Origin of the sequence: Streptoverticillium reticulum, assembly GCF_047456005.1 — a bacterium.
Classification (GTDB): domain Bacteria; phylum Actinomycetota; class Actinomycetes; order Streptomycetales; family Streptomycetaceae; genus Streptomyces; species Streptomyces reticulum.
The window spans coordinates 6,202,509-6,221,560 of record NZ_CP179755.1 but is presented as its reverse complement, the minus strand read 5'-3'; the positions used below and the strand labels follow the sequence as shown (position 1 = coordinate 6,221,560).

The 19,052-nt window shown below is 71.1% G+C and carries 16 protein-coding genes; 4 read left to right on the top strand and 12 right to left on the bottom strand.

Features of this window, described 5'->3' with window-relative positions; translation table 11 throughout:
* Positions 1-51: 51 nt before the first annotated feature.
* The 5 genes from ACMATS_RS28655 to ACMATS_RS28635 all read right to left on the bottom strand — a co-directional run bounded on the left by ACMATS_RS28655 (position 52) and on the right by ACMATS_RS28635 (position 9,094).
* The gene (locus ACMATS_RS28655; protein ID WP_414169536.1) at positions 52-1,512 is read right to left on the bottom strand and encodes a glutamate synthase subunit beta; all 1,461 of its coding nucleotides are present in this window, start codon (positions 1,510-1,512) and stop codon (positions 52-54) included.
* The gene (gene gltB, locus ACMATS_RS28650) at positions 1,505-6,082 is read right to left on the bottom strand and encodes a glutamate synthase large subunit (protein WP_414170814.1); all 4,578 of its coding nucleotides are present in this window, start codon (positions 6,080-6,082) and stop codon (positions 1,505-1,507) included. Before gltB ends, ACMATS_RS28655 begins: the two co-directional genes overlap by 8 nt.
* A gap of 321 nt (positions 6,083-6,403) precedes the next feature.
* Positions 6,404-7,135, bottom strand: coding sequence for a VIT1/CCC1 transporter family protein (locus ACMATS_RS28645; protein ID WP_390777553.1), 732 nt, complete (start codon positions 7,133-7,135; stop codon positions 6,404-6,406).
* Between the two features lie 189 nt (positions 7,136-7,324).
* Entirely contained in the window at positions 7,325-8,215 is an 891-nt protein-coding gene (gene lgt, locus ACMATS_RS28640) for a prolipoprotein diacylglyceryl transferase (RefSeq protein WP_390777554.1), read from the bottom strand.
* Between the two features lie 78 nt (positions 8,216-8,293).
* A complete protein-coding gene (locus ACMATS_RS28635; RefSeq protein ID WP_390777555.1) occupies positions 8,294-9,094 on the bottom strand; it encodes a methyltransferase domain-containing protein in 801 nt (266 codons plus the stop codon).
* Between the two features lie 74 nt (positions 9,095-9,168).
* Here ACMATS_RS28635 and ACMATS_RS28630 point away from each other — a divergent pair, with 74 nt between their 5' ends.
* A complete protein-coding gene (locus ACMATS_RS28630; RefSeq protein WP_414169535.1) occupies positions 9,169-9,291 on the top strand; it encodes a hypothetical protein in 123 nt (40 codons plus the stop codon).
* Positions 9,292-9,529: 238 nt separating this feature from the next.
* On the opposite strand, the gene ACMATS_RS28625 is transcribed toward ACMATS_RS28630, so the two are convergent.
* The gene (locus ACMATS_RS28625) at positions 9,530-10,498 is read right to left on the bottom strand and encodes a hypothetical protein (RefSeq protein WP_414169534.1); all 969 of its coding nucleotides are present in this window, start codon (positions 10,496-10,498) and stop codon (positions 9,530-9,532) included.
* 67 nt (positions 10,499-10,565) lie between these two features.
* Here ACMATS_RS28625 and ACMATS_RS28620 point away from each other — a divergent pair, with 67 nt between their 5' ends.
* Together ACMATS_RS28620 and ACMATS_RS28615 are read left to right on the top strand one after the other, a co-directional pair.
* Positions 10,566-11,651 carry a glycosyl hydrolase family 18 protein gene (locus tag ACMATS_RS28620; protein ID WP_414169533.1) on the top strand — a complete coding sequence of 362 codons (1,086 nt, stop codon included), beginning with the start codon at positions 10,566-10,568 and terminating at the stop codon, positions 11,649-11,651.
* 59 nt (positions 11,652-11,710) lie between these two features.
* On the top strand, positions 11,711-12,418 hold the full coding sequence (locus tag ACMATS_RS28615; RefSeq protein ID WP_414169532.1) for a hypothetical protein: 708 nt from the start codon (positions 11,711-11,713) through the stop codon (positions 12,416-12,418).
* A gap of 33 nt (positions 12,419-12,451) precedes the next feature.
* Here the strand turns inward: ACMATS_RS28615 and ACMATS_RS28610 are convergent, their stop codons facing one another.
* Positions 12,452-13,606 carry a hypothetical protein gene (locus ACMATS_RS28610; protein WP_414169531.1) on the bottom strand — a complete coding sequence of 385 codons (1,155 nt, stop codon included), beginning with the start codon at positions 13,604-13,606 and terminating at the stop codon, positions 12,452-12,454.
* A gap of 282 nt (positions 13,607-13,888) precedes the next feature.
* On the opposite strand from ACMATS_RS28610, the gene ACMATS_RS28605 reads away from it, so the two are divergent.
* Positions 13,889-14,923, top strand: coding sequence for a serine hydrolase domain-containing protein (locus ACMATS_RS28605; RefSeq protein ID WP_390777560.1), 1,035 nt, complete (start codon positions 13,889-13,891; stop codon positions 14,921-14,923).
* 105 nt (positions 14,924-15,028) lie between these two features.
* On the opposite strand, the gene ACMATS_RS28600 is transcribed toward ACMATS_RS28605, so the two are convergent.
* From ACMATS_RS28600 to trpC, 5 genes are all read right to left on the bottom strand, one after another.
* Positions 15,029-15,814 carry a DsbA family protein gene (locus ACMATS_RS28600; RefSeq protein WP_390777561.1) on the bottom strand — a complete coding sequence of 262 codons (786 nt, stop codon included), beginning with the start codon at positions 15,812-15,814 and terminating at the stop codon, positions 15,029-15,031.
* A 65-nt stretch (positions 15,815-15,879) separates the two neighbouring features.
* Complete coding sequence (gene trpA / locus ACMATS_RS28595) at positions 15,880-16,695, bottom strand: tryptophan synthase subunit alpha (protein WP_390777562.1); 816 nt, start codon at positions 16,693-16,695, stop codon at positions 15,880-15,882.
* The gene (gene trpB / locus ACMATS_RS28590; RefSeq protein WP_391155350.1) at positions 16,695-17,939 is read right to left on the bottom strand and encodes a tryptophan synthase subunit beta; all 1,245 of its coding nucleotides are present in this window, start codon (positions 17,937-17,939) and stop codon (positions 16,695-16,697) included. The genes trpA and trpB overlap by 1 nt, the downstream gene beginning before the upstream one ends.
* Positions 17,940-17,986: 47 nt before the next feature.
* Complete coding sequence (gene trpM / locus ACMATS_RS28585) at positions 17,987-18,139, bottom strand: tryptophan biosynthesis modulator TrpM (protein WP_368857184.1); 153 nt, start codon at positions 18,137-18,139, stop codon at positions 17,987-17,989.
* Positions 18,140-18,145: 6 nt separating this feature from the next.
* Positions 18,146-18,955, bottom strand: coding sequence for an indole-3-glycerol phosphate synthase TrpC (trpC, locus tag ACMATS_RS28580; RefSeq protein ID WP_390777564.1), 810 nt, complete (start codon positions 18,953-18,955; stop codon positions 18,146-18,148).
* Positions 18,956-19,052 lie beyond the last annotated feature (97 nt).

Below are 19,052 nucleotides of genomic sequence, written 5' to 3'. Positions count from 1 at the left end.
CCCGTCTCTCCGGGTCGGGGACGAGGCGGGCGCCGCGTGCGGCGGGCCGGGTCAGACGTTGAGGGCCCGGTCCGTCGGCCTGATGGGAGCGGGCAGGGTGCTGCTCCCGGTGAGGTGGCGGTCCACGCCGCGGGCGGCGGAGCGGCCCTCGGCGATGGCCCACACGATGAGCGACTGGCCGCGCCCGGCGTCGCCTGCGACGAAGACGCCGGGGACGTTGGTGGCGAAGTCGGCGTCGCGGGCGATGTTGCCGCGCGCGTCCAGCTCCAGGCCGAACTGCTCGACGAGCCCGTTCTTCCGGTCGGTGCCGGTGAACCCCATGGCGAGGGTGACCAGTTGGGCGGGGATGCGCCGCTCGGTGCCGGGCTTCTGCTCCAACTTGCCGTCCTTGAACTCCACCTCGATCAGGTGCAGCCACTGGACGTTGCCGTCCTCGTCCCCTTCGAAGTGCGTGGTGGAGACGGAGTAGATGCGCTCGCCGCCCTCCTCGTGGGCCGAGGTGACCTTGTAGAGCATGGGGAAGGTCGGCCAGGGCTGGTTCGCGTTCCGCTCGTCGCCGGGCCGGGGCATGATCTCCAGCTGGGTGACGGAGGCCGCGCCCTGGCGGTGGGCGGTGCCGACGCAGTCGGCGCCGGTGTCGCCGCCGCCGATGACGACGACGTGCTTGCCCTCGGCGGTGATCGTCGGGGCGACGTAGTCCCCCTCCTGCACCTTGTTGGAGACGGGCAGGTACTCCATGGCGAAGTGGACGCCCTTGAGCTCGCGCCCGGGCACCGGCAGGTCGCGGGAGGTGGTGGCGCCCGCGGCGATCACCACGGCGTCGTAGCGGCGGCGCAGTTCGGCCGCGCCGATGTCGCGGCCGATCTCCACCTCGGTGCGGAACTTGGTGCCCTCCGCCCGCATCTGCTCGATGCGGCGGTTGATGTGGCGCTTCTCCATCTTGAACTCGGGGATGCCGTAGCGCAGCAGGCCGCCGATGCGGTCGGCGCGCTCGTAGACGGCGACCGTGTGGCCGGCCCGGGTGAGCTGCTGGGCGGCGGCCAGGCCGGCCGGGCCGGAGCCGATGACGGCGACGGTCTTGCCGGAGAGCCGCTCGGGCGGCTGCGGGGTGACGCCGCCGGCCTCCCAGGCCTTGTCGATGATGGTGACTTCGACGTTCTTGATGGTGACGGGCGGCTGGTTGATGCCGAGCACGCAGGCGGACTCGCAGGGTGCGGGGCACAGCCGACCGGTGAACTCGGGGAAGTTGTTGGTCGCGTGCAGCCGTTCGGCGGCGGCGGGCCAGTCCTCGCGGTAGGCGTAGTCGTTCCACTCGGGGATGAGGTTCCCCAGCGGACAGCCGTTGTGGCAGAACGGGATGCCGCAGTCCATGCAGCGGCCGGCCTGCTTGCTGATGACGGGCAGCAGGGAGCCGGGGACGTGGACCTCGTTCCAGTCCCGGACCCGCTCCTCGACGGGGCGGGTGCGGGCGACGACGCGGTCGGTGGTCAGAAAGCCCTTCGGGTCAGCCATGGGTCGCCGCCTCCATCATCTTCTCGTGGGTCTCGGTCTCGGAGAGACCTGCTCGCTCGGCGGCGTCCTTGGCGGCGAGCACTGCCTTGTAGGTGGCCGGCATGACCTTGCCGAAGCGGGCCGCGGCCGTGTCCCAGTCGGCGAGGAGGGCGGCCGCGACGGTCGAGCCGGTCTCCTCCTGGTGGCGGCGCACCACGTCGTGCAGCCACGCCCGGTCGGCGTCGTCGAGGGGCCCGACGGCGGCGGCGAGCTCCTTGTTGACGTCGGCGGGGTCGAGGTCGACGACGTAGGCGATGCCGCCGGACATGCCGGCCGCGAAGTTGCGGCCGGTGGGCCCGAGGACGACGGCCCGGCCGCCGGTCATGTACTCGCAGCCGTGGTCGCCGACGCCCTCGGAGACCACGGTGGCACCGGAGTTGCGGACGCAGAACCGCTCGCCGACGCTGCCGCGCAGGAACATCTCGCCGCCGGTGGCGCCGTAGGCGAGGGTGTTGCCGGCGATGGTGGAGTACTCGGCGAGGTGCTCGGCGCCGCGGTCGGGGCGGACGACGATGCGGCCGCCGGAGAGGCCCTTGCCGACGTAGTCGTTGGCGTCGCCCTCCAGGCGCAGCGTGACGCCGCGGGGCAGGAAGGCGCCGAAGGACTGGCCCGCGGAGCCGGTGAAGGTGATGTCGATGGTGTCGTCGGGCAGGCCCGCGCCGCCGTACTTCCGGGTGACCTCGTGGCCGAGCATGGTGCCGACGGTGCGGTTGATGTTGCGGATGGGCACCTGGGCGCGGACGGGCCGGGCCTCCTCGGCGCCCACGGCGTTGAGGGCGTCGGCGGCGAGCTTGATCAGCTGGTTGTCGAGCGCCTTGGCCAGGCCGTGGTCCTGGTCGGTGATGCAGTGGCGGACGGCGCCGTCGGGCAGCTCGGGCACGTGCAGCAGCGGCTGCAGGTCCAGGCCCTGGGCCTTCCAGTGGCCCACGGCGCGGGTGACGTCGAGGAGTTCGGCGTGGCCGACGGCCTCCTCCAGGGTGCGGAAGCCGAGCTCGGCGAGGAGCTCGCGGACCTCCTCGGCGATGAACTCGAAGAAGTTGACGACGAATTCGGCCTTGCCGCTGAACCGCTCGCGCAGCACCGGGTTCTGGGTGGCGATGCCGACGGGGCAGGTGTCCAGGTGGCAGACGCGCATCATCACGCAGCCGGAGACGACCAGCGGGGCGGTGGCGAAGCCGAACTCCTCGGCGCCGAGCAGCGCGGCGATCACCACGTCGCGGCCGGTCTTGAGCTGGCCGTCGGTCTGCACGACGATGCGGTCGCGCAGCCCGTTGAGCAGCAGGGTCTGCTGGGTCTCGGCGAGGCCCAGCTCCCAGGGGCCGCCCGCGTGCTTGAGGGAGGTCAGCGGCGAGGCGCCGGTGCCGCCGTCGTGACCGGAGATGAGGACCACGTCGGCGTGCGCCTTGGAGACGCCCGCGGCGACCGTGCCGACGCCGACCTCGGAGACCAGCTTCACGTGGATGCGGGCCGCGGGGTTGGCGTTCTTGAGGTCGTGGATGAGCTGGGCGAGGTCCTCGATGGAGTAGATGTCGTGGTGCGGGGGCGGGGAGATCAGCCCGACGCCGGGCGTCGAGTGCCGGGTCTTCGCGACCCACGGGTAGACCTTGTGGCCGGGCAGCTGGCCGCCCTCGCCGGGCTTGGCGCCCTGGGCCATCTTGATCTGGATGTCGTCGGCGTTGACCAGGTACTCGCTGGTGACGCCGAAGCGCCCGGAGGCCACCTGCTTGATGCTGGAGCGGCGCGCGGGGTCGTAGAGGCGCTCGGGGTCCTCGCCGCCCTCACCGGTGTTGGACTTGGCACCCAGCCGGTTCATGGCGATGGCGAGGGTCTCGTGGGCCTCCTGGGAGATCGACCCGTAGGACATCGCGCCGGTGGAGAAGCGCTTGACGAGGGAGGCCACGGGCTCGACCTCGTCCAGCGGCACGGGGGTGCGGTCGCTCGCGAAGGAGAACAGGCCGCGCAGGGTCATCAGCCGCTCGGACTGCTCGTTCACGCGCTGCGTGTACTGCTTGAAGATGTCGTAGCGCCGGGACCGGGTGGAGTGCTGGAGGCGGAAGACGGTGTCCGGGTCGAAGAGGTGCGGCTCGCCCTCGCGGCGCCACTGGTACTCGCCGCCGATCTCCAGCCGGCGGTGGTTGGCCGGTATGCCGGTGGCCGGGTAGGCCTTGGCGTGCCGGGCGGCGACCTCCTTCGCGACGACGTCCAGGCCCGCACCGCCGATCTTGGTGGTGGTGCCGTGGAAGTAGGTGTCGACGAATGCCTCGTCGAGGCCGACGGCCTCGAAGACCTGGGCGCCGCGGTAGGAGGCGACGGTGGAGATGCCCATCTTGGACATCACCTTGAGCACGCCCTTGCCGAGGGCCTTGATCAGGTTGCGGATGGCGGTCTCGGGGTCGGCGCCCGGCAGGAACGTCCCTGCACGGACCAGGTCCTCGACGGACTCCATGGCCAGGTACGGGTTGACGGCCGCGGCCCCGTAGCCGATGAGCAGCGCGACGTGGTGCACCTCGCGCACGTCGCCCGCCTCGACCAGCAGGCCCACGTGGGTGCGCTGCCTGGTGCGGATGAGGTGGTGGTGGATGGCGGAGGTGAGCAGCAGCGAGGGGATCGGTGCATGCTCGGCGTCGGAGTGCCGGTCGGACAGGACGATCAGCCGGGCGCCGGCCGCGATGGCGGCGTCGGCCTCGGCGCACATCTCCTCCAGCCGGGCGGCGAGCGCCTCGCCGCCGCCGCTCACCCGGTACAGGCCGGAGAGGGTGACGGCCTTGAGCCCCGGCAGGTCCCCGTCGGCGTTGATGTGGATGAGCTTGGCGAGCTCGTCGTTGTCGATCACCGGGAAGGGCAGGGTGACGCTGCGACAGGAGGCCGCGGTCGGCTCCAGCAGGTTGCCCTGCGGCCCCAGCGAGGAGACCAGCGAGGTGACGAGCTCCTCGCGGATGGCGTCCAGCGGCGGGTTGGTGACCTGCGCGAAGAGCTGGGTGAAGTAGTCGAAGAGCAGCCGCGGGCGCTCGGAGAGCGCGGCGATGGGCGAGTCCGTGCCCATCGAACCGATCGGCTCCGCACCGGACCCCGCCATCGGCGCGAGGATGACGCGCAGCTCCTCCTCGGTGTAGCCGAAGGTCTGCTGGCGGCGGGTGACCGAGGCGTGGGTGTGCACGATGTGCTCGCGCTCGGGCAGCTCGCCGAGGTCGATCAGACCGGCCTCCAGCCATTCCTGGTAAGGCTGTTCGGCCGCGAGGGAGGCCTTGATCTCGTCGTCCTCGATGATGCGGTGCTCGGCGGTGTCCACGAGGAACATCCGGCCGGGCTGCAGCCGTCCCTTGCGGACGACCTTGGCGGGGTCGAGGTCCAGGACACCGACCTCGGAGGAGAGTACGACCAGGCCGTCGTCGGTGACCCAGTACCGGCCGGGGCGCAGGCCGTTGCGGTCGAGAACGGCGCCGACGACGGTGCCGTCGGTGAAGGTGACACAGGCCGGGCCGTCCCAGGGCTCCATCAGCGTGGAGTGGTACTGGTAGAAGGCGCGCCGGGCCGGGTCCATGGAGGCGTGGTTCTCCCAGGCCTCGGGGATCATCATCAGCACGCTGTGCGGCAGCGAACGCCCGCCGAGGTGCAGCAGCTCCAGGACCTCGTCGAAGGAGGCGGAGTCGGAGGCGTCGGGGGTGCAGACGGGGAAGGTCCGCTCCAGCGCCTTCTCGTCGGAGCCGAACAGCTCGGAGCCCAGCTGGGATTCGCGTGCCCGCATCCAGTTGCGGTTGCCCTGCACGGTGTTGATCTCACCGTTGTGGGCGACGAAGCGGTAGGGGTGGGCGAGCGGCCAGGAGGGGAAGGTGTTGGTGGAGAAGCGCGAGTGGACGAGCGCGATGGCCGTGGCGCAGCGGCGGTCGGAGAGGTCCGGGAAGAACGGCTCCAACTGCGCGGTGGTGAGCATGCCCTTGTAGACGAGGGTGCGGGCGGAGAGCGAGGGGAAGTAGACGCCGGCCTCGCGCTCGGCGCGCTTGCGCAGCACGAAGGCCCTGCGGTCGAGGGCGATCCCGCTGTCCGCGCCATCGCGGTCCGCGACGCTGTGCTTGTCGGAAACGAACAGCTGCCGGAAGTCCGGCATCGTGGCGCGGGCGCTGTTGCCCAGCAGGCCGGGCGCGACGGGGACCTCGCGCCAGCCGAGGACGGCGAGCCCCTCCTCGGCGGCGATGGTCTCGATCCGCGAGACGGCGGCGTCCGCGGCACCGGCGTCCGCCGGCAGGAAGGCGATGCCGACGGCGTACGAGCCGGCCTCGGGGAGCGCGAAGGGGACGGACTCCCGCAGGAAGGCGTCGGGGACCTGTATCAGGATGCCCGCGCCGTCGCCGGAGTCGGGCTCGGAGCCGGTGGCGCCGCGGTGCTCCAGGTTGCGCAGGACGGTGAGCGCCTGTTCCACGAGGGCGTGGCTCGCCTCGCCGGTGAGAGTCGCGACGAAGCCCACGCCACAGGCGTCGTGCTCGTTGCGCGGGTCGTACATCCCCTGCTGGGCGGGGTGGGATGCGTGGCGCATCGGCGCTCCCGTCGTCGTCTTGGCAGTCATGACGTGTGCATGTGCCGAGGGACGACGCTGGCCCTCCGCGAGAAAATTTCGTGCAGATTACAGGATGACCCGCTTCTCGAAAAGCGGAAGGTGCGGTCCACGATGTGGACCATGCGCACCGCAGGAGCCGGGAGAAGCGGTGCTCCGCAACCGTGGGATCACCAGGCCCGGAGACACCGGACGCACGCCCGCGGGCGGCATTGCCCGCGCTGCGTTCCGGGATTGTGCCCGGATGCGGAGGGCTTGAAACCGCGATGTTACGTGTGCATTATGCGGAAGCCCGCATAAGCATTACCCCACGGCCGTACCGAAGGCAAGACCCAGGAGATACGTCACGCCGGCCGCGGCACCGCCCAGTACCAGCTGCCGCAGCCCGCTGAACCACCAGGACCGCGCCGTTACCCGGGCCACCACGGCGCCGCAGCCGAAGAGCCCCAGCAGCGCCAGCAGAACGGCCGGCCACAGCTGCGTGGCGCCCAGCAGGTACGGCAGCAGGGGCAGCAGCGCACCGAGGGCGAAGGAACCGAACGACGAGGCGGCGGCCACCATCGGCGAGGGCAGGTCGGAGGGGTCGATGCCGAGCTCCTCGCGGGCGTGGATCTCCAGCGCCTGCTCGGGGTCGCGCGAGAGCTGCCGGGCGACCTCGCGGGCCAGCTTCGGCTCGACGCCCCGCGACTCGTAGAGCGCGGCGAGCTCCTCCAGCTCGTCGACGGGGTGCTTGCGAAGCTCGCTGCGCTCGATGTCCAGCTCGGCGAGGACGAGTTCGCGCTGCGAGGCGACGGAGGTGTACTCGCCGGCCGCCATGGAGAACGCACCGGCGGCGAGGCCCGCCAGCCCGGCGATCACGATGGCGCTCGAGGAGGAGCTGCCGCCCGCGACGCCGCTCATCAGCGAGACGTTGGAGACCAGACCGTCCATGGCCCCGAACACGGCGGGCCGCAGCCAGCCGCCGTTGACGTCACGGTGGGTGTGATTGTCACGGTGCGCTATGTGCGTGGCTGCAGCGGTGTCGAGGACGGCCATGATCTTCGGGGGCTCCCTTCCACGGGGCACAGGCCCGTACGCCCACCCCTCTCATGAGTCGAAGGTACGCACGAGCGGGGTGATCCGCTAGCAAGGAAGGCCTGCCTGACCTGGGGGTTTACGTCCGAGAACGTCTGTGGCCGGCCCGGGGGAACCGGACCGGCCACGGACGGCGCATGCGGACTTGCGTCAGAGCTTCTTGTCGGCGGGCGCCGGCGTGGCACCCCCGGAGGCTCCCCCGTCGACGTTGCCCTCGTCGAGGGCGGCGGGCTCCACGACGGGCTCGCGCCCGGGCGACCGCTTCAGCGAGACGACGATGTACGCGACGGCGGCCAGGAAGACCAGGATCGACGTCCAGTCGTTGAGCCGCAGGCCCAGCACGTGGTGCGCGTCGTCCACGCGCAGGTACTCGATCCAGAACCGGCCGACGGTGTACGCGGCGACGTAGACCGCGAAGGCCCGCCCGTGGCCGAGCGTGAAGCGGCGGTCGGCCCAGATGACGAGGGCGGCGACGCCGAGGCACCACAGCGACTCGTACAGGAACGTCGGGTGGTACGTGCCCGCCACGCGCCCGATCGCGGGGTTGGCGTCGATCTTCAGCGCCCACGGCAGATCGGTCGGGCGGCCGTAGAGCTCCTGGTTGAACCAGTTGCCCCAGCGCCCGATGGCCTGGGCCACGGCGATGCCCGGCGCGATGGCGTCCGCGTAGGCGGGCAGCGGGATGCCGCGGCGGCGGCAGCCGATCCAGGCACCGACCGCACCGAGCGCGACGGCGCCCCAGATACCGAGGCCGCCCTCCCAGATCTTGAAGGCGTCGACCCAGTTCCGACCGGGGCTGAAGTACAGCTCGTAGTCGGTGATCACGTGATAGAGCCGGCCGCCGACGAGACCGAAGGGCACCGCCCACACGGCGATGTCGGCCACGGTCCCGGCCCGCCCGCCGCGCGCGATCCAGCGCCGGTTGCCGAGCCAGACCGCGACGAAGACGCCGATGATGATGCAGAAGGCATAGCCGCGCAGCGGAATCGGTCCCAGGTGGACCACGCCGGTCGAGGGGCTGGGAATGTATGCGAGTTCCATGACAGCTACGAACCTACCCTGTGCGGCGTCCGAGTCCCAGGGCGCCCGTCACCCTCTGCACTCACCGTGGCCCCGCGGTCACGATCGCGTGGCGGAGGTGAGAAAGAACGTCACGGCATAGGTGAACCGCCCGGTGGCGGCCGCATGATCGAAATGCGCGGTGAAGTCCGTGGCCTCGGCGGACGTGATGTGCCCTTGATCGGCGGCCGTGCGGGCCCAGTCGCGGATGCCGAGGACGTGGTCGACGGTCCGGGGGTCGCGCACGACGAGCGCGTGCGCCTCGACGGCGACCTCCCGCAGACCGCGCTCGGCCAGCATGCCGGGGTGGTGGTGCGCGAGCGCCCCGCCGCGCACGCCCGGGTCGACGCGCAGCCGCAGGATCCGGCGGGCGAGGTCCGGCGTCCCGATGTCCAGTACCTGGGTCCCGTAGTCGATGGCGGCCAGCACGACCCGCCCGCCGGGCCGCACGACCCGCAGCATCTCGTCGACGACCCGGGCGGGGTCGGCCACGTGCTGCAGCACGAGATCGGCCCAGGCGCCGTCGAAACTCCCCTTCCGGAAAGGGAGATGGTGGGCGTCGGCCACGACGGGCCCGCGGACCCCGTCCGCCCGCATCGCACCGGCCATGGTCAGCGACAGGTCGGCGGCGACGGCCTGCGCCCCGCTCTCGGCGGCCAGGGCGAGCACGGTCTCGCCGGTCCCGGCACCGACGTCGAGGAACCGCTGCCCGGGCCGGGCACGGAGCAGCTCCCGCAGGCGCTGTTTATAGCCGGAGTGGAAGGAGGACCCCGCGCGCCGCCGCAGGGTGTCCACAAGGTGAGCGGGGTCGTTGCTGGCGTCGACGTCCGACCAGGGACGCGGCAGGGGGTGTTGAGCCATGGCGGGTGATCGTATGGTCTGAGGTATCCGCTGGGCAGTGACTGGGCTGCAGCATCACCCGGGTTGGTGAGGCGGTGCAGGAACGATACGAACTGGCGGTCGTGGAGGGCGACTCGATGGACGCCGGACACGCGTTCGCTCCGCTTCTCCACGGCATCGAACCGGGCGCCCTCGGCGCCGGGTGGCGTGCGGCCTGACAATGGCGACGGGGCGGCCGGCCCGGCCGGACGCAGCCGCCGCGTCGCGTCCGTCTGTACCGGCACGTACGTGCTCGCCGCGGCCGGGCTCCTGGACCACCGGCGGGTGACCACGCACCGGGCCTGCGGCGCAGGTGTGAGGACTGAGCTAGGGCGTGTCCGATGGGTCAGTGCGGGCCCCGCGGCGTCCGGTGCTGGGGGAGCGTCGCGGGGCCTGTGCTGACCCATCGGACACGCCCTAGGTGCGGGTGGTCCGATTGCACTGCCGACTGTCGGGCAGTTGGCGGCTCTGATCGTAGGGATCGACGGCCTCGCCGGAGGGCTTGTCCGCCGCGCTCCGGTGCTCGGAGCGGAAGTGGGGATGCAGGAAGCCGTCGTGGACGCCGCAGCGGGTGTTGCCGACGTTCATCTGGACGGAGTGCAGGTCCACCGTGCCCGGGGCCACGGTGTAGTGATCGGGGTCGAAGACCTCGGTGTCGATGACGCGCCGCACGACGGTGCGCGCCACTTCGGCGGACGGCTTCGGCGGTTTCGGCGGCTTCGCGGACGCGTTCGCGGACTTCGAGGCCGTCGGGGCCTTCGTGACCGGGTAGACGAAGGTGAAGTCGGAGTGGATGAGGACGGACCCCTTCTTGCTCCCCGCCTCGAAGGTCATCCGCCCGTGCGTCTTGACGGTCCCGCCCGCCAGGCGCACTTCGTGCGGGTCGAAGCGGCTGAAGAACTGGAGGGGGTCGTGCTTCTGGTCGGGCGAGGCGAGGGAAGCACTCATGTCCGCGATCGTGTTCTTCTGGTGGGGTTCGACCAGATCGATAGCCGTCTGAGGCCGTTCACCACGTATGACCGCGGGGTCGAGATTGGCGGCGACGAGGAACTTCTTGGTCAGCTCCAGGGCGTCGGCGACCTGCTCCTTCGTCAACGTGCCGACGGGAGCGGCCTGAGGAATGACGATCCCGGCAGCGCCGTCGGCGTACTTCTCGGCCGGCGACCCGGCGAACGGGTGGGCGAAGGTGGCCGGAGGCTGACCGTGATGCTTGGCCGCCTTCGCGGCCTTCTCCGTCTTCTCCACGCTTCCGGGAAGCCGGGAGAGAACGTCACCGGGATTGAAGGCGATCACCGCCGCAACGGCAAGACCGGCCCCGGTCCCGACATTGCGGAGAATCCGGCGGCTGCGGGCGGGTCTGTCGTGCTCGGATGATTCGTCGGTCACCGCATGTTTCTTTCTGTCCGGGGGATCTGGGGGGATCTTGCCGAGTGGGCGCGGTAACTCTAGACACATGCCCATAGCTCTTCGCCATCCAGCCCTGCGCATGACCGCGGCGATCGCCCTCGCCGCGGGCCTCGCATCCTGCGCGACGCCCTCTTCCCGGGAAGACGAGCCCCCGAGACCCGCCCTGCAGGCGTGGATCTATCCAGGCTCGACCGGGGAGCCGACGTGCGAGGCTCCGGCCGAGTACCGGGACGGGCGGCTGCGCGAGGGAGTCCTCAAACCCGAGTACTGGAAGGTGAATCCGGAGGGCACCCTGGCCCTCCACACGACCGACGCCGATGCCCCCTGCAACGGCTTCAGCGAGGCGAACGCGGCGGATGTGAAGGCGCATTCGGCGCAGCAGTACACGACGGTCTCGGCGATGGACCGCAGCACGGTGGCAGCACTGGCGGGAAATGCGGATCGCCGCGCCACGGCGATCGGGAAAATGACGGACCTCGCCCGCCGCACCGGCTTCACGGGCGTGGACGTGGACTTCGAGGACTTCTGGAACTGGTCGGAGGAGGACGAGGCCGACTACGAGACGTTCCTGTCCGAGCTGGCCCGCAGCCTGCACGCCGCGGGCCTGAAACTCCAGGTGGACGCCCCGGCCGAACTGCACGACGGCGACTCGCCGTTCAACTTCGCAAAGGTGATGGGGACGGGCGTGGACCAGCTGACCGTCATGGCCTACGGCCGCGTCTTCGCCACCCCGGCCGGCGAACGCTGCTGGGCGATCGCCCCGGAGGCGTGGGTACGCGAGGCGGTCAGATACGCACAGTCGCAGATACCGGACAAGGACAGGCTCGTCATCGGCCTGCCCTCGTACGGCTTCAGCGCACCGGACCCGTGCGACACGAAGAAGATCCAGGACAGCGTTCCGGTGTCCGAGCTCCGCAAGCGGCCGGGCTGGTCGGACGACGCGGCGGTGATACGGCAACGCCGCGACCCGGGTTCGGGCGAGATCCGCTGGAGCGGTGGTGGGGTGCTGTACGACGCCATGGACGGGGCGGCGATGGACACGCGGCTGGCGTTGCTGGGGCGAATGGGGGTGCGGCATGTGTCGGTGTGGGCGCTGGGCGGGAATCCGTGGTTCTCGAGTACTGCCGAGTGAACTCCCGTTCGGGTAATGTTGCGCTCTTCGCCGGTCCGCCGGCGGGAGTCCTCGGCAGGTTGGCGTTGACCGACCCTTTTCAGCAACTGCAGTCCGCACTCGACTTACTGGACGAGCAGTTCTTCTCGCCTGAGCCCTTTACGCTCCGTGGCTGCACGCAGTGCTACGGCGAGGAGGACTTCGAGGTCCTGTCCGGCCCGGTACACCTCGTGCCGGACGGCTTGGTCGTGGCGACCGTGCTCGAAGTCCCCAGCCATTGGAGCGACTTCCCCCGGCTGTTCCGCCGGATGACGCCCCGGATCCTGCGCGCCGCCGTCATGGACGAGCTCCATGTCTTTCCGGACGTGCTCGCCACACGACTTCTGGAAGCAGGCTGGCAGCAGTGGCCCGCCCCGCAACGGGACGCTGTGACCGACCTCTGGCACGCATGGCTGCGAGCCACTCTGCACCGGTTCCCCAGCACGGCGCCGGTCGGCGATGCTGTGCGAGTCATCGCCGCCAGCACGGGGACGCTGAAGCCGTGGCTCGACATCTGGTCCAACACGCTGACGCCGGCGGCGGATCAGCACTTGGAGGATCTGGTCGACGACTGGAATGCGGAGTGGGGAATGGAGGACCTCCGCCTCGGCGCCATGGACGAATACCACGCGACGCCCGAACTCACGGCCTGGCTGCAGGGCGCCGTCTGGAACCGGCTGAGCCGCACGCAGCAGGACGAGCTGTCCGCCATGCGGCGAATCCTTGCGGAGTCGGCCACCGACGGCTGAGGCCTGCAGCCGAAGAATCCCGCCCCGGCCGGTTCACGTCCGTGTGGCGGTCCCGCACTGGCCGCCGCTGCTGTCCAGTTCGTGACTGCGGTCGTAGGGATCGACAGGAGAACCGGTCGCGTCGGGTTCTCGACGACTCCTCGTGCCGAATTCCGGGTGCAGGAACCCGTCGTAGACACCGCACCCGGAGTTGGCGAAGTTCACCTGGAACGAGGTGAGGGTCAGTTTTCCTGCCGTCACCTGAAAGCGGCCGGGATCGAGAACCTCGGTGTCCACGACCCGGCGCACGATGGTGCGCTCCACTTCCCGGGATCCCTCCGCCTCCTTCGTCAGCGGATAGACGAAGGTGTAGTCGGCATGCACAGCCACCGAGCCGTCCCGGCCCTCCTTGAACGTCATCCGCCCCCGGGTCTTGACGACGTCCCCCACCATTTTCACTTCGTTCGGGTCGAACCGGCTGAAGAAGTGGAGCGGGTCGTGGTTCCGGTCGGGCTTGCTCAGAGCGGTGTTCATCTCACTGACCACATCGCCCTGTTGCGGATCGACGAGAGCGATCGCCGCCTCCGGGCGTCCACCGCGGACGGTCGCGGGGTCGAGGTTGGCAGCGACGAGGAAGTCCTTGGTCGCGGCAAGGGCGGAGGCGACCTGCTCCTTGGACATCGTGCCCACAGACGCGGCCTCGGGCACGACGATGCCGGCCGCACCGTCGGCGTACTGCTCGGCCGGCGACCCGGCGAAGGGCCGGCTGAGGGTCGGGGCACCGGAGGCCGCGCCGGGAGCCCCGGTGGGGCGCGCGGTCTCGGCAGGCAGAGGGGCGGCCGTCTTCTTGTGCGAGCCGCCGGGAAGCCAGGAGACGACCATGCCGGGGTTGACGACGAACACCGTGACCGCGGCGGCGGCCACGACGCCTATGCCGCCGAGAACCCGCTTCTTCCGCGCAGCCCGCCCGTTCGTCTCCTGCCACGCGGGCCCGGTGCGCCAGCCGTCGGGCTGCCGCGGGGCCGCCCCCTTGCGCCACTTGCGGCCGCCCGACTCCTTCTGCCGCTTCTCGTCCTCCTGCCGCAGCCGCTCGGTGACCATACGGGCCCGCGCGGACGGCTCCTTGGGGGCGGACTCGCGGATGGAGCGCTCGGTGTCCTGGGCGAAGCGCTCCCAGATGTCGTCGGGCAGGGGTGATTCGGATGTCACCGCACACTCTCTCGTATTGCTCGGATCAAAGGACTTACCGGATGACCGGCAACTGTAGACGTACGGGGCGTGCCGTCGGCCGTGGTCTCAGATCCTCCCCGCCATACGAGTACGACGAAGATTTCGTACCGCGCCTTTGCGGGGATCGTCGCCGCCGGACAAGTGGGCATTCCCCAGCAGCATCAGCGCAGCGCCACCGGCGCGGCTCCCCTCGGCGACCCACCGGAATCGCCACTCTGAGGGCAGACACCACCACACCGCTCACCGCCCCCGGAGGCCCCCATGCCCGCACCGTTCACCCCCGACGACATCACCCGCCTCCGCGAGGCCCTGGCCGACGTGGTCGCCGCCGGGGCGACCCCCGGCGGCGTCATCGTCGCCGGCACCGCCGACGGGAACCGGCACGTCGTCAACGCGGGCGTGGTCGCCCCCGAGTGCGGGGACGCCGCTCCGGACGAGCACACGGTCTACGACCTCGCCTCCCTCACCAAGGTCGTCGCCACCTGGCTCCTCGTCGGCCGCGCCGTCGACGCCGGGCTGCTCGACCTCGACGCGCCCGTCCGCGACGCGCTCCCCGCGATGAGCGGCGAGGCACCCGGCGGCGAGTCGACGATCCGGCAGCTGCTCGCCCACACGTCGGGCCTGCGCGCCTCCACCCGCCTGGACCACTACCGGGGCGCCAACGCCCCACTGCACGAACTCCTTTGCCGCGAGCCGCTCGAGGACGCCCCCGGCACCCACCGCTACATCAACCGCGGCTACATCCTCCTGGGCCTGGCCCTCGCCCACATCCACGCGAGACGCCTCGACGAGCTCGCGGCCGAGATGTGGCACGGGCTGGGCATGACGTCCACGGTCTACGGCCCCGTCTCACGCAGCGCACACGTCGCCCCGACCGAACAGCGCCTGCCCGGCGCACCCCGCATCTGGGGCGCCGCGCACGACGACAACGCCGGCCTGCTGGGCGGCATCGCAGGCCACGCGGGCGTCTTCTCCACCCCCGCCGACCTCGCGAGCTACGCGGAGCGCCTGCTGACGTCCCACGGCCACCGATCGTCCGCCCTGGGCGAGTGGCTGCACGCGAGCCTGGTCCCGCAGGCCGAAATCGAACCAGGCCTGGAACGCGGCCTGTCCTGGGCCCTCAACAGCCACGGCCAGGTCGCCTACCACCACGGCTTCACCGGCACCAGCCTCTACCTCCACCCGGAGGCGGGCCGCTACTTGGTCGTCTGCACGAACGCGGTCTACTTCGGCACGGCCCGCGCCCGCATCGCACCGCTGCGGGCGCTGGCGCTCAAGACGGTGTCGGCCGGCTGAACCCGGCCGAGCGGAGCAGTTGCCTCCGACAGCGGAAACCCTCAATCCTGCGTCCGGAAATTCGGGGTTTCCGCTGCCGGACTCACTCACTCCGCTCGGCCGACGTCACCCCTTCTGCGCCCCCGCCACCATCTCCCGCAGCTTCGCCGGGGTCAGCGGATTCGCCGGGTCCGCGTAAATGCTCTTGCCGTTGAGCAGAACCGTCGGCGTCGCCTTGTACGCCGATGCGCTGAACGACTGCTGGGACTTCTTCACCCAGCTGTTGTGCGTGCCACTGTCCACGCACCCCTTGAACTCCGCCGTGTTCAAATCCTTGACCTTGTCGGCCAGTTCCAGCAGGCGCGACTTCTTCGCGAACTGGTCGTCCGTCTCCTGCGGCTGGTTCATGTACAGCGTGTCGTGGTACGCCTTGAACATGCCCACGTCCTGCGCACAGGCCGCCGCGTTCGCGGCGTTCAGCGAACCCGTGCCGCCGAGGTTCTTGTCGATGAGTGTGACGATGTGGTACTCGGCCTTCAGCTGGCCCTTTTTCTCCAGGTCGTTGACCGTCTCGCGGTAGCCGTTCTCGAACTGGCCGCACGCGGGGCAGCGGAAGTCCTCGTAGACGGCGAGCGTGGCCTTGGCCCCCTGCTCGCCGACCGGGATGGCCAGATTGTCCTTGCCCATGGCGCTCTGGGGGGCGACGAGCGGGCCGGAGGCGCCGGTGCCCTGCTTCTTCTTGCCCGAGTTGGCCACCAGGGCCGCGATGCCGGCGCCCGCGCCGAGGACCGCCACCACCACGACAGCGGCGATCAGGGTCCGCTTGCGCTTGGCGCGGGACTCTTCGATCCGGCGCTGTTCCTGCAGGCGCTCGCGGGCGCTGCGCTTTCCGTCGCTGTTCTTCTGGCTCACGTCCGGTTACAACGAACCGGGGGAGTCCCTCAGGACTCCCCCGGCCGCCGGTTCCTTCGAACGAGTTACGCGCGCTTGCGCACGCCCTCCGCCAGTTCACCCGCGAGGGTGCGCACCGCGGCCAGGCCCGACTCCAGGTCCGGTGCGTCCAGCAGGCGCTTGACGAAGGCCGAGCCGACGATCACGCCGTCCGCGAACCGGGCCACCTCCGCCGCCTGCCGGGCGTTGGAGACGCCCAGGCCGACACAGACCGGCAGGTCGGTGACGGCGCGGGTGCGCCGCACCAGGTCCTCGGCCTCGCGGCCGACGGACTCCCGGGTGCCGGTGACGCCCATGAGCGAGGCGGCGTAGACGAAGCCGCTGCCCGCCGCGGTGATCTTGGCGAGGCGTTCGTCGCGGCTGCTCGGCGCGACCACGAACACCGTGGCCAGGCCGTGCTGTTCGGCGGCCTTGCGCCACACCTCGGACTCCTCGACCGGGAGGTCGGGCAGGATGCAGCCCGCTCCCCCGGCGGCGGCGAGGTCCGCGGCGAACCGCTCGGTGCCGTAGCGGTCGACCGGGTTCCAGTACGTCATGCACAAAATGGGTGCACCGGATGCCTTGTGCGCCCGGCGGACGGTGTCGATGACGTCCGTGATCCGCACCCCGCCCCGCAGGGCGATGTCGTCGGCGGTCTGGATGACCGGGCCGTCCAGGACCGGGTCGCTGTGCGGCAGCCCGATCTCGACGATGTCGCAGCCGCCCTCGATCATCGCGGTGACGGCGCGCACGCCGTCGTCGACGGTCGGGAAGCCGGCGGGCAGGTAGCCGACGAGGGCGGCGCGGTTCTCCGCCTTCGCCCGGGCGATGACGTCGCTCAGCAACTCCAGGTTTCCGGCCATCACTTCGCCCCCTCGGTCTCGTTGTCGTACAGCCCGAAGTAGCGGGCCGCCGTGTCCATGTCCTTGTCGCCGCGCCCGGAGAGGTTGACCAGGAGCAGGCCCTCCGGGCCCAGTTCGCGGCCGACCTCGAGCGCGCCCGCGAGGGCGTGCGCGCTCTCGATGGCCGGGATGATGCCCTCGGTGCGGGACAGCAGGCGCAGCGCCTGCATGGCCTCGTCGTCGGTGACGGCGCGGTACTCGGCGCGGCCGATGTCCTTCAGGTACGAGTGCTCCGGGCCGATGCCGGGGTAGTCCAGGCCGGCCGAGATCGAGTACGGCTCGGTGATCTGGCCGTCCTCGTCCTGCAGGACGTAGCTGCGCGAGCCGTGCAGGATGCCGGGGGTGCCGGCGGTGAGGGTGGCGGCGTGCTCGCCGGTCGGCACGCCGTGGCCGCCCGGCTCGCAGCCGACGAGGCGGACGCCGGCGTCGGGGAGGAACGCGTGGAAGAGGCCGATGGCGTTGGAGCCGCCGCCGACGCAGGCGAGGGCGGCGTCCGGCAGCCGGCCGGCGCGCTCCAGGATCTGGCGGCGCGCCTCGACGCCGATGACGCGGTGGAAGTCGCGCACCAGGGCCGGGAAGGGGTGCGGTCCGGCGACCGTGCCGAACAGGTAGTGCGTGCGGTCGACGTTGGCGACCCAGTCGCGGAAGGCCTCGTTGATGGCGTCCTTCAGCGTGCGGCTGCCGGACGTGACCGCGATGACCTCGGCGCCGAGCATCCGCATCCGGGCGACGTTCAGCGCCTGGCGCCTGGTGTCGACCTCGCCCATGTAGATGGTGCACTCGAGGCCGAAGAGCGCGCAGGCGGTGGCGGTGGCGACGCCGTGCTGGCCGGCGCCCGTCTCGGCGATGACGCGGGTCTTGCCCATGCGCTTGGTGAGCAGGGCCTGGCCGAGGACGTTGTTGATCTTGTGGGAGCCGGTGTGGTTGAGGTCCTCGCGCTTGAGGAACACCCGGGCGCCGCCCGCGTGTTCGGCGAAGCGCGGCACCTCGGTGAGGGCGCTGGGGCGCCCGGTGTAGTTGACCATCAGGTCGTTGAGCTCGGCGGCGAAGGCCGGGTCGGCCTTGGCCTTCTCGTACTCGGCGGCCACCTCGTCGACGGCGGCGACGAGGGCCTCGGGGATGAACTTGCCGCCGAACGCCCCGAAGTAGCCTTCGGGAGTGGGGACTTGACCCTCGGGGTCGGGAACGAAGAACTCGGAGGACATGGCTGTCTCCTGGGATGGCTGACGACTGGATTTCGGGCAGGGATCGGCTACGAAGCAGCCGACTGCCGCCATCGCCGTCCGTTGATCTGTCCCGGCTCACAGCCGATGTGGTACCGCACGCGCCGTCCCAGCACGCGCCGCGCGGGCGCACGGCAGCCCCGGGGGCGGCACCCCCGGGCCAGTCGCGCGTACGCCCGCATCGCCGGTCAGCTCCTGCCGTGCCGCAGGGCCGGGTGGGCGCCCGCCGCGACGAGGTCGGCGACCGCGCCCTTCGGGTCGCGCCCCGTCACCAGGGACTCGCCGACGAGTACCGCGTCGGCGCCCTCGTTCGCGTAGGCGATCAGGTCGTGCGGGCCGCGCACGCCGGACTCGGCGATCTTGATGATGCCGTCCGGGATCTCGGGGGCGACCCGGGCGAAGTTGTCCCGGTCCACCTCGAGGGTCTTCAGGTTGCGGGCGTTGACGCCGATGACCCGGGCGCCGGCGTCGACCGCGCGCCGGGCCTCCTCCTCGTCGTGCACCTCGACGAGCGGGGTGAGGCCGATCGACTCGGCCCGCTCGATCAGGGAGACCAGGGCCTCCTGCTCCAGCGCGGCGACGATCAGCAGGGCCAGGTCGGCGCCGTAGGCGCGGGCCTCCCACAGCTGGTAGGCGGTGACGATGAAGTCCTTGCGCAGGACCGGGATGTCGACCCGGGCGCGGACGGCCTCCAGGTCGGCCAGCGAACCGCCGAAGCGGCGCTGCTCGGTCAGCACGCTGATGACGGCGGCGCCGCCCGCCTCGTAGTCGGCGGCCAGGCCCGCGGGGTCGGCGATCGCGGCCAGCGCGCCCTTGGACGGGCTGGAGCGCTTGACCTCGCAGATCACGCTGACGTTCTCGCCGCGCAGCGCGGCGGCGCCGTCCTTGGCCTGTGGCGCCTTGGCCGCGCGCTCCTTGAGCTCGTCGAGGCTGACGCTCGCCTGCCGCTCCGCGAGGTCGGCACGGACTCCGTCGATGATCTCGTCGAGCACACTCACGCGAGCGGCCCCCTTCCGGACTCGGCTGGTCTGGGCTGGTGCGGCACAAGCTCACCTCACCAGGCACTGCGATGGTACTTGCCGGAGGGCGAAGGAT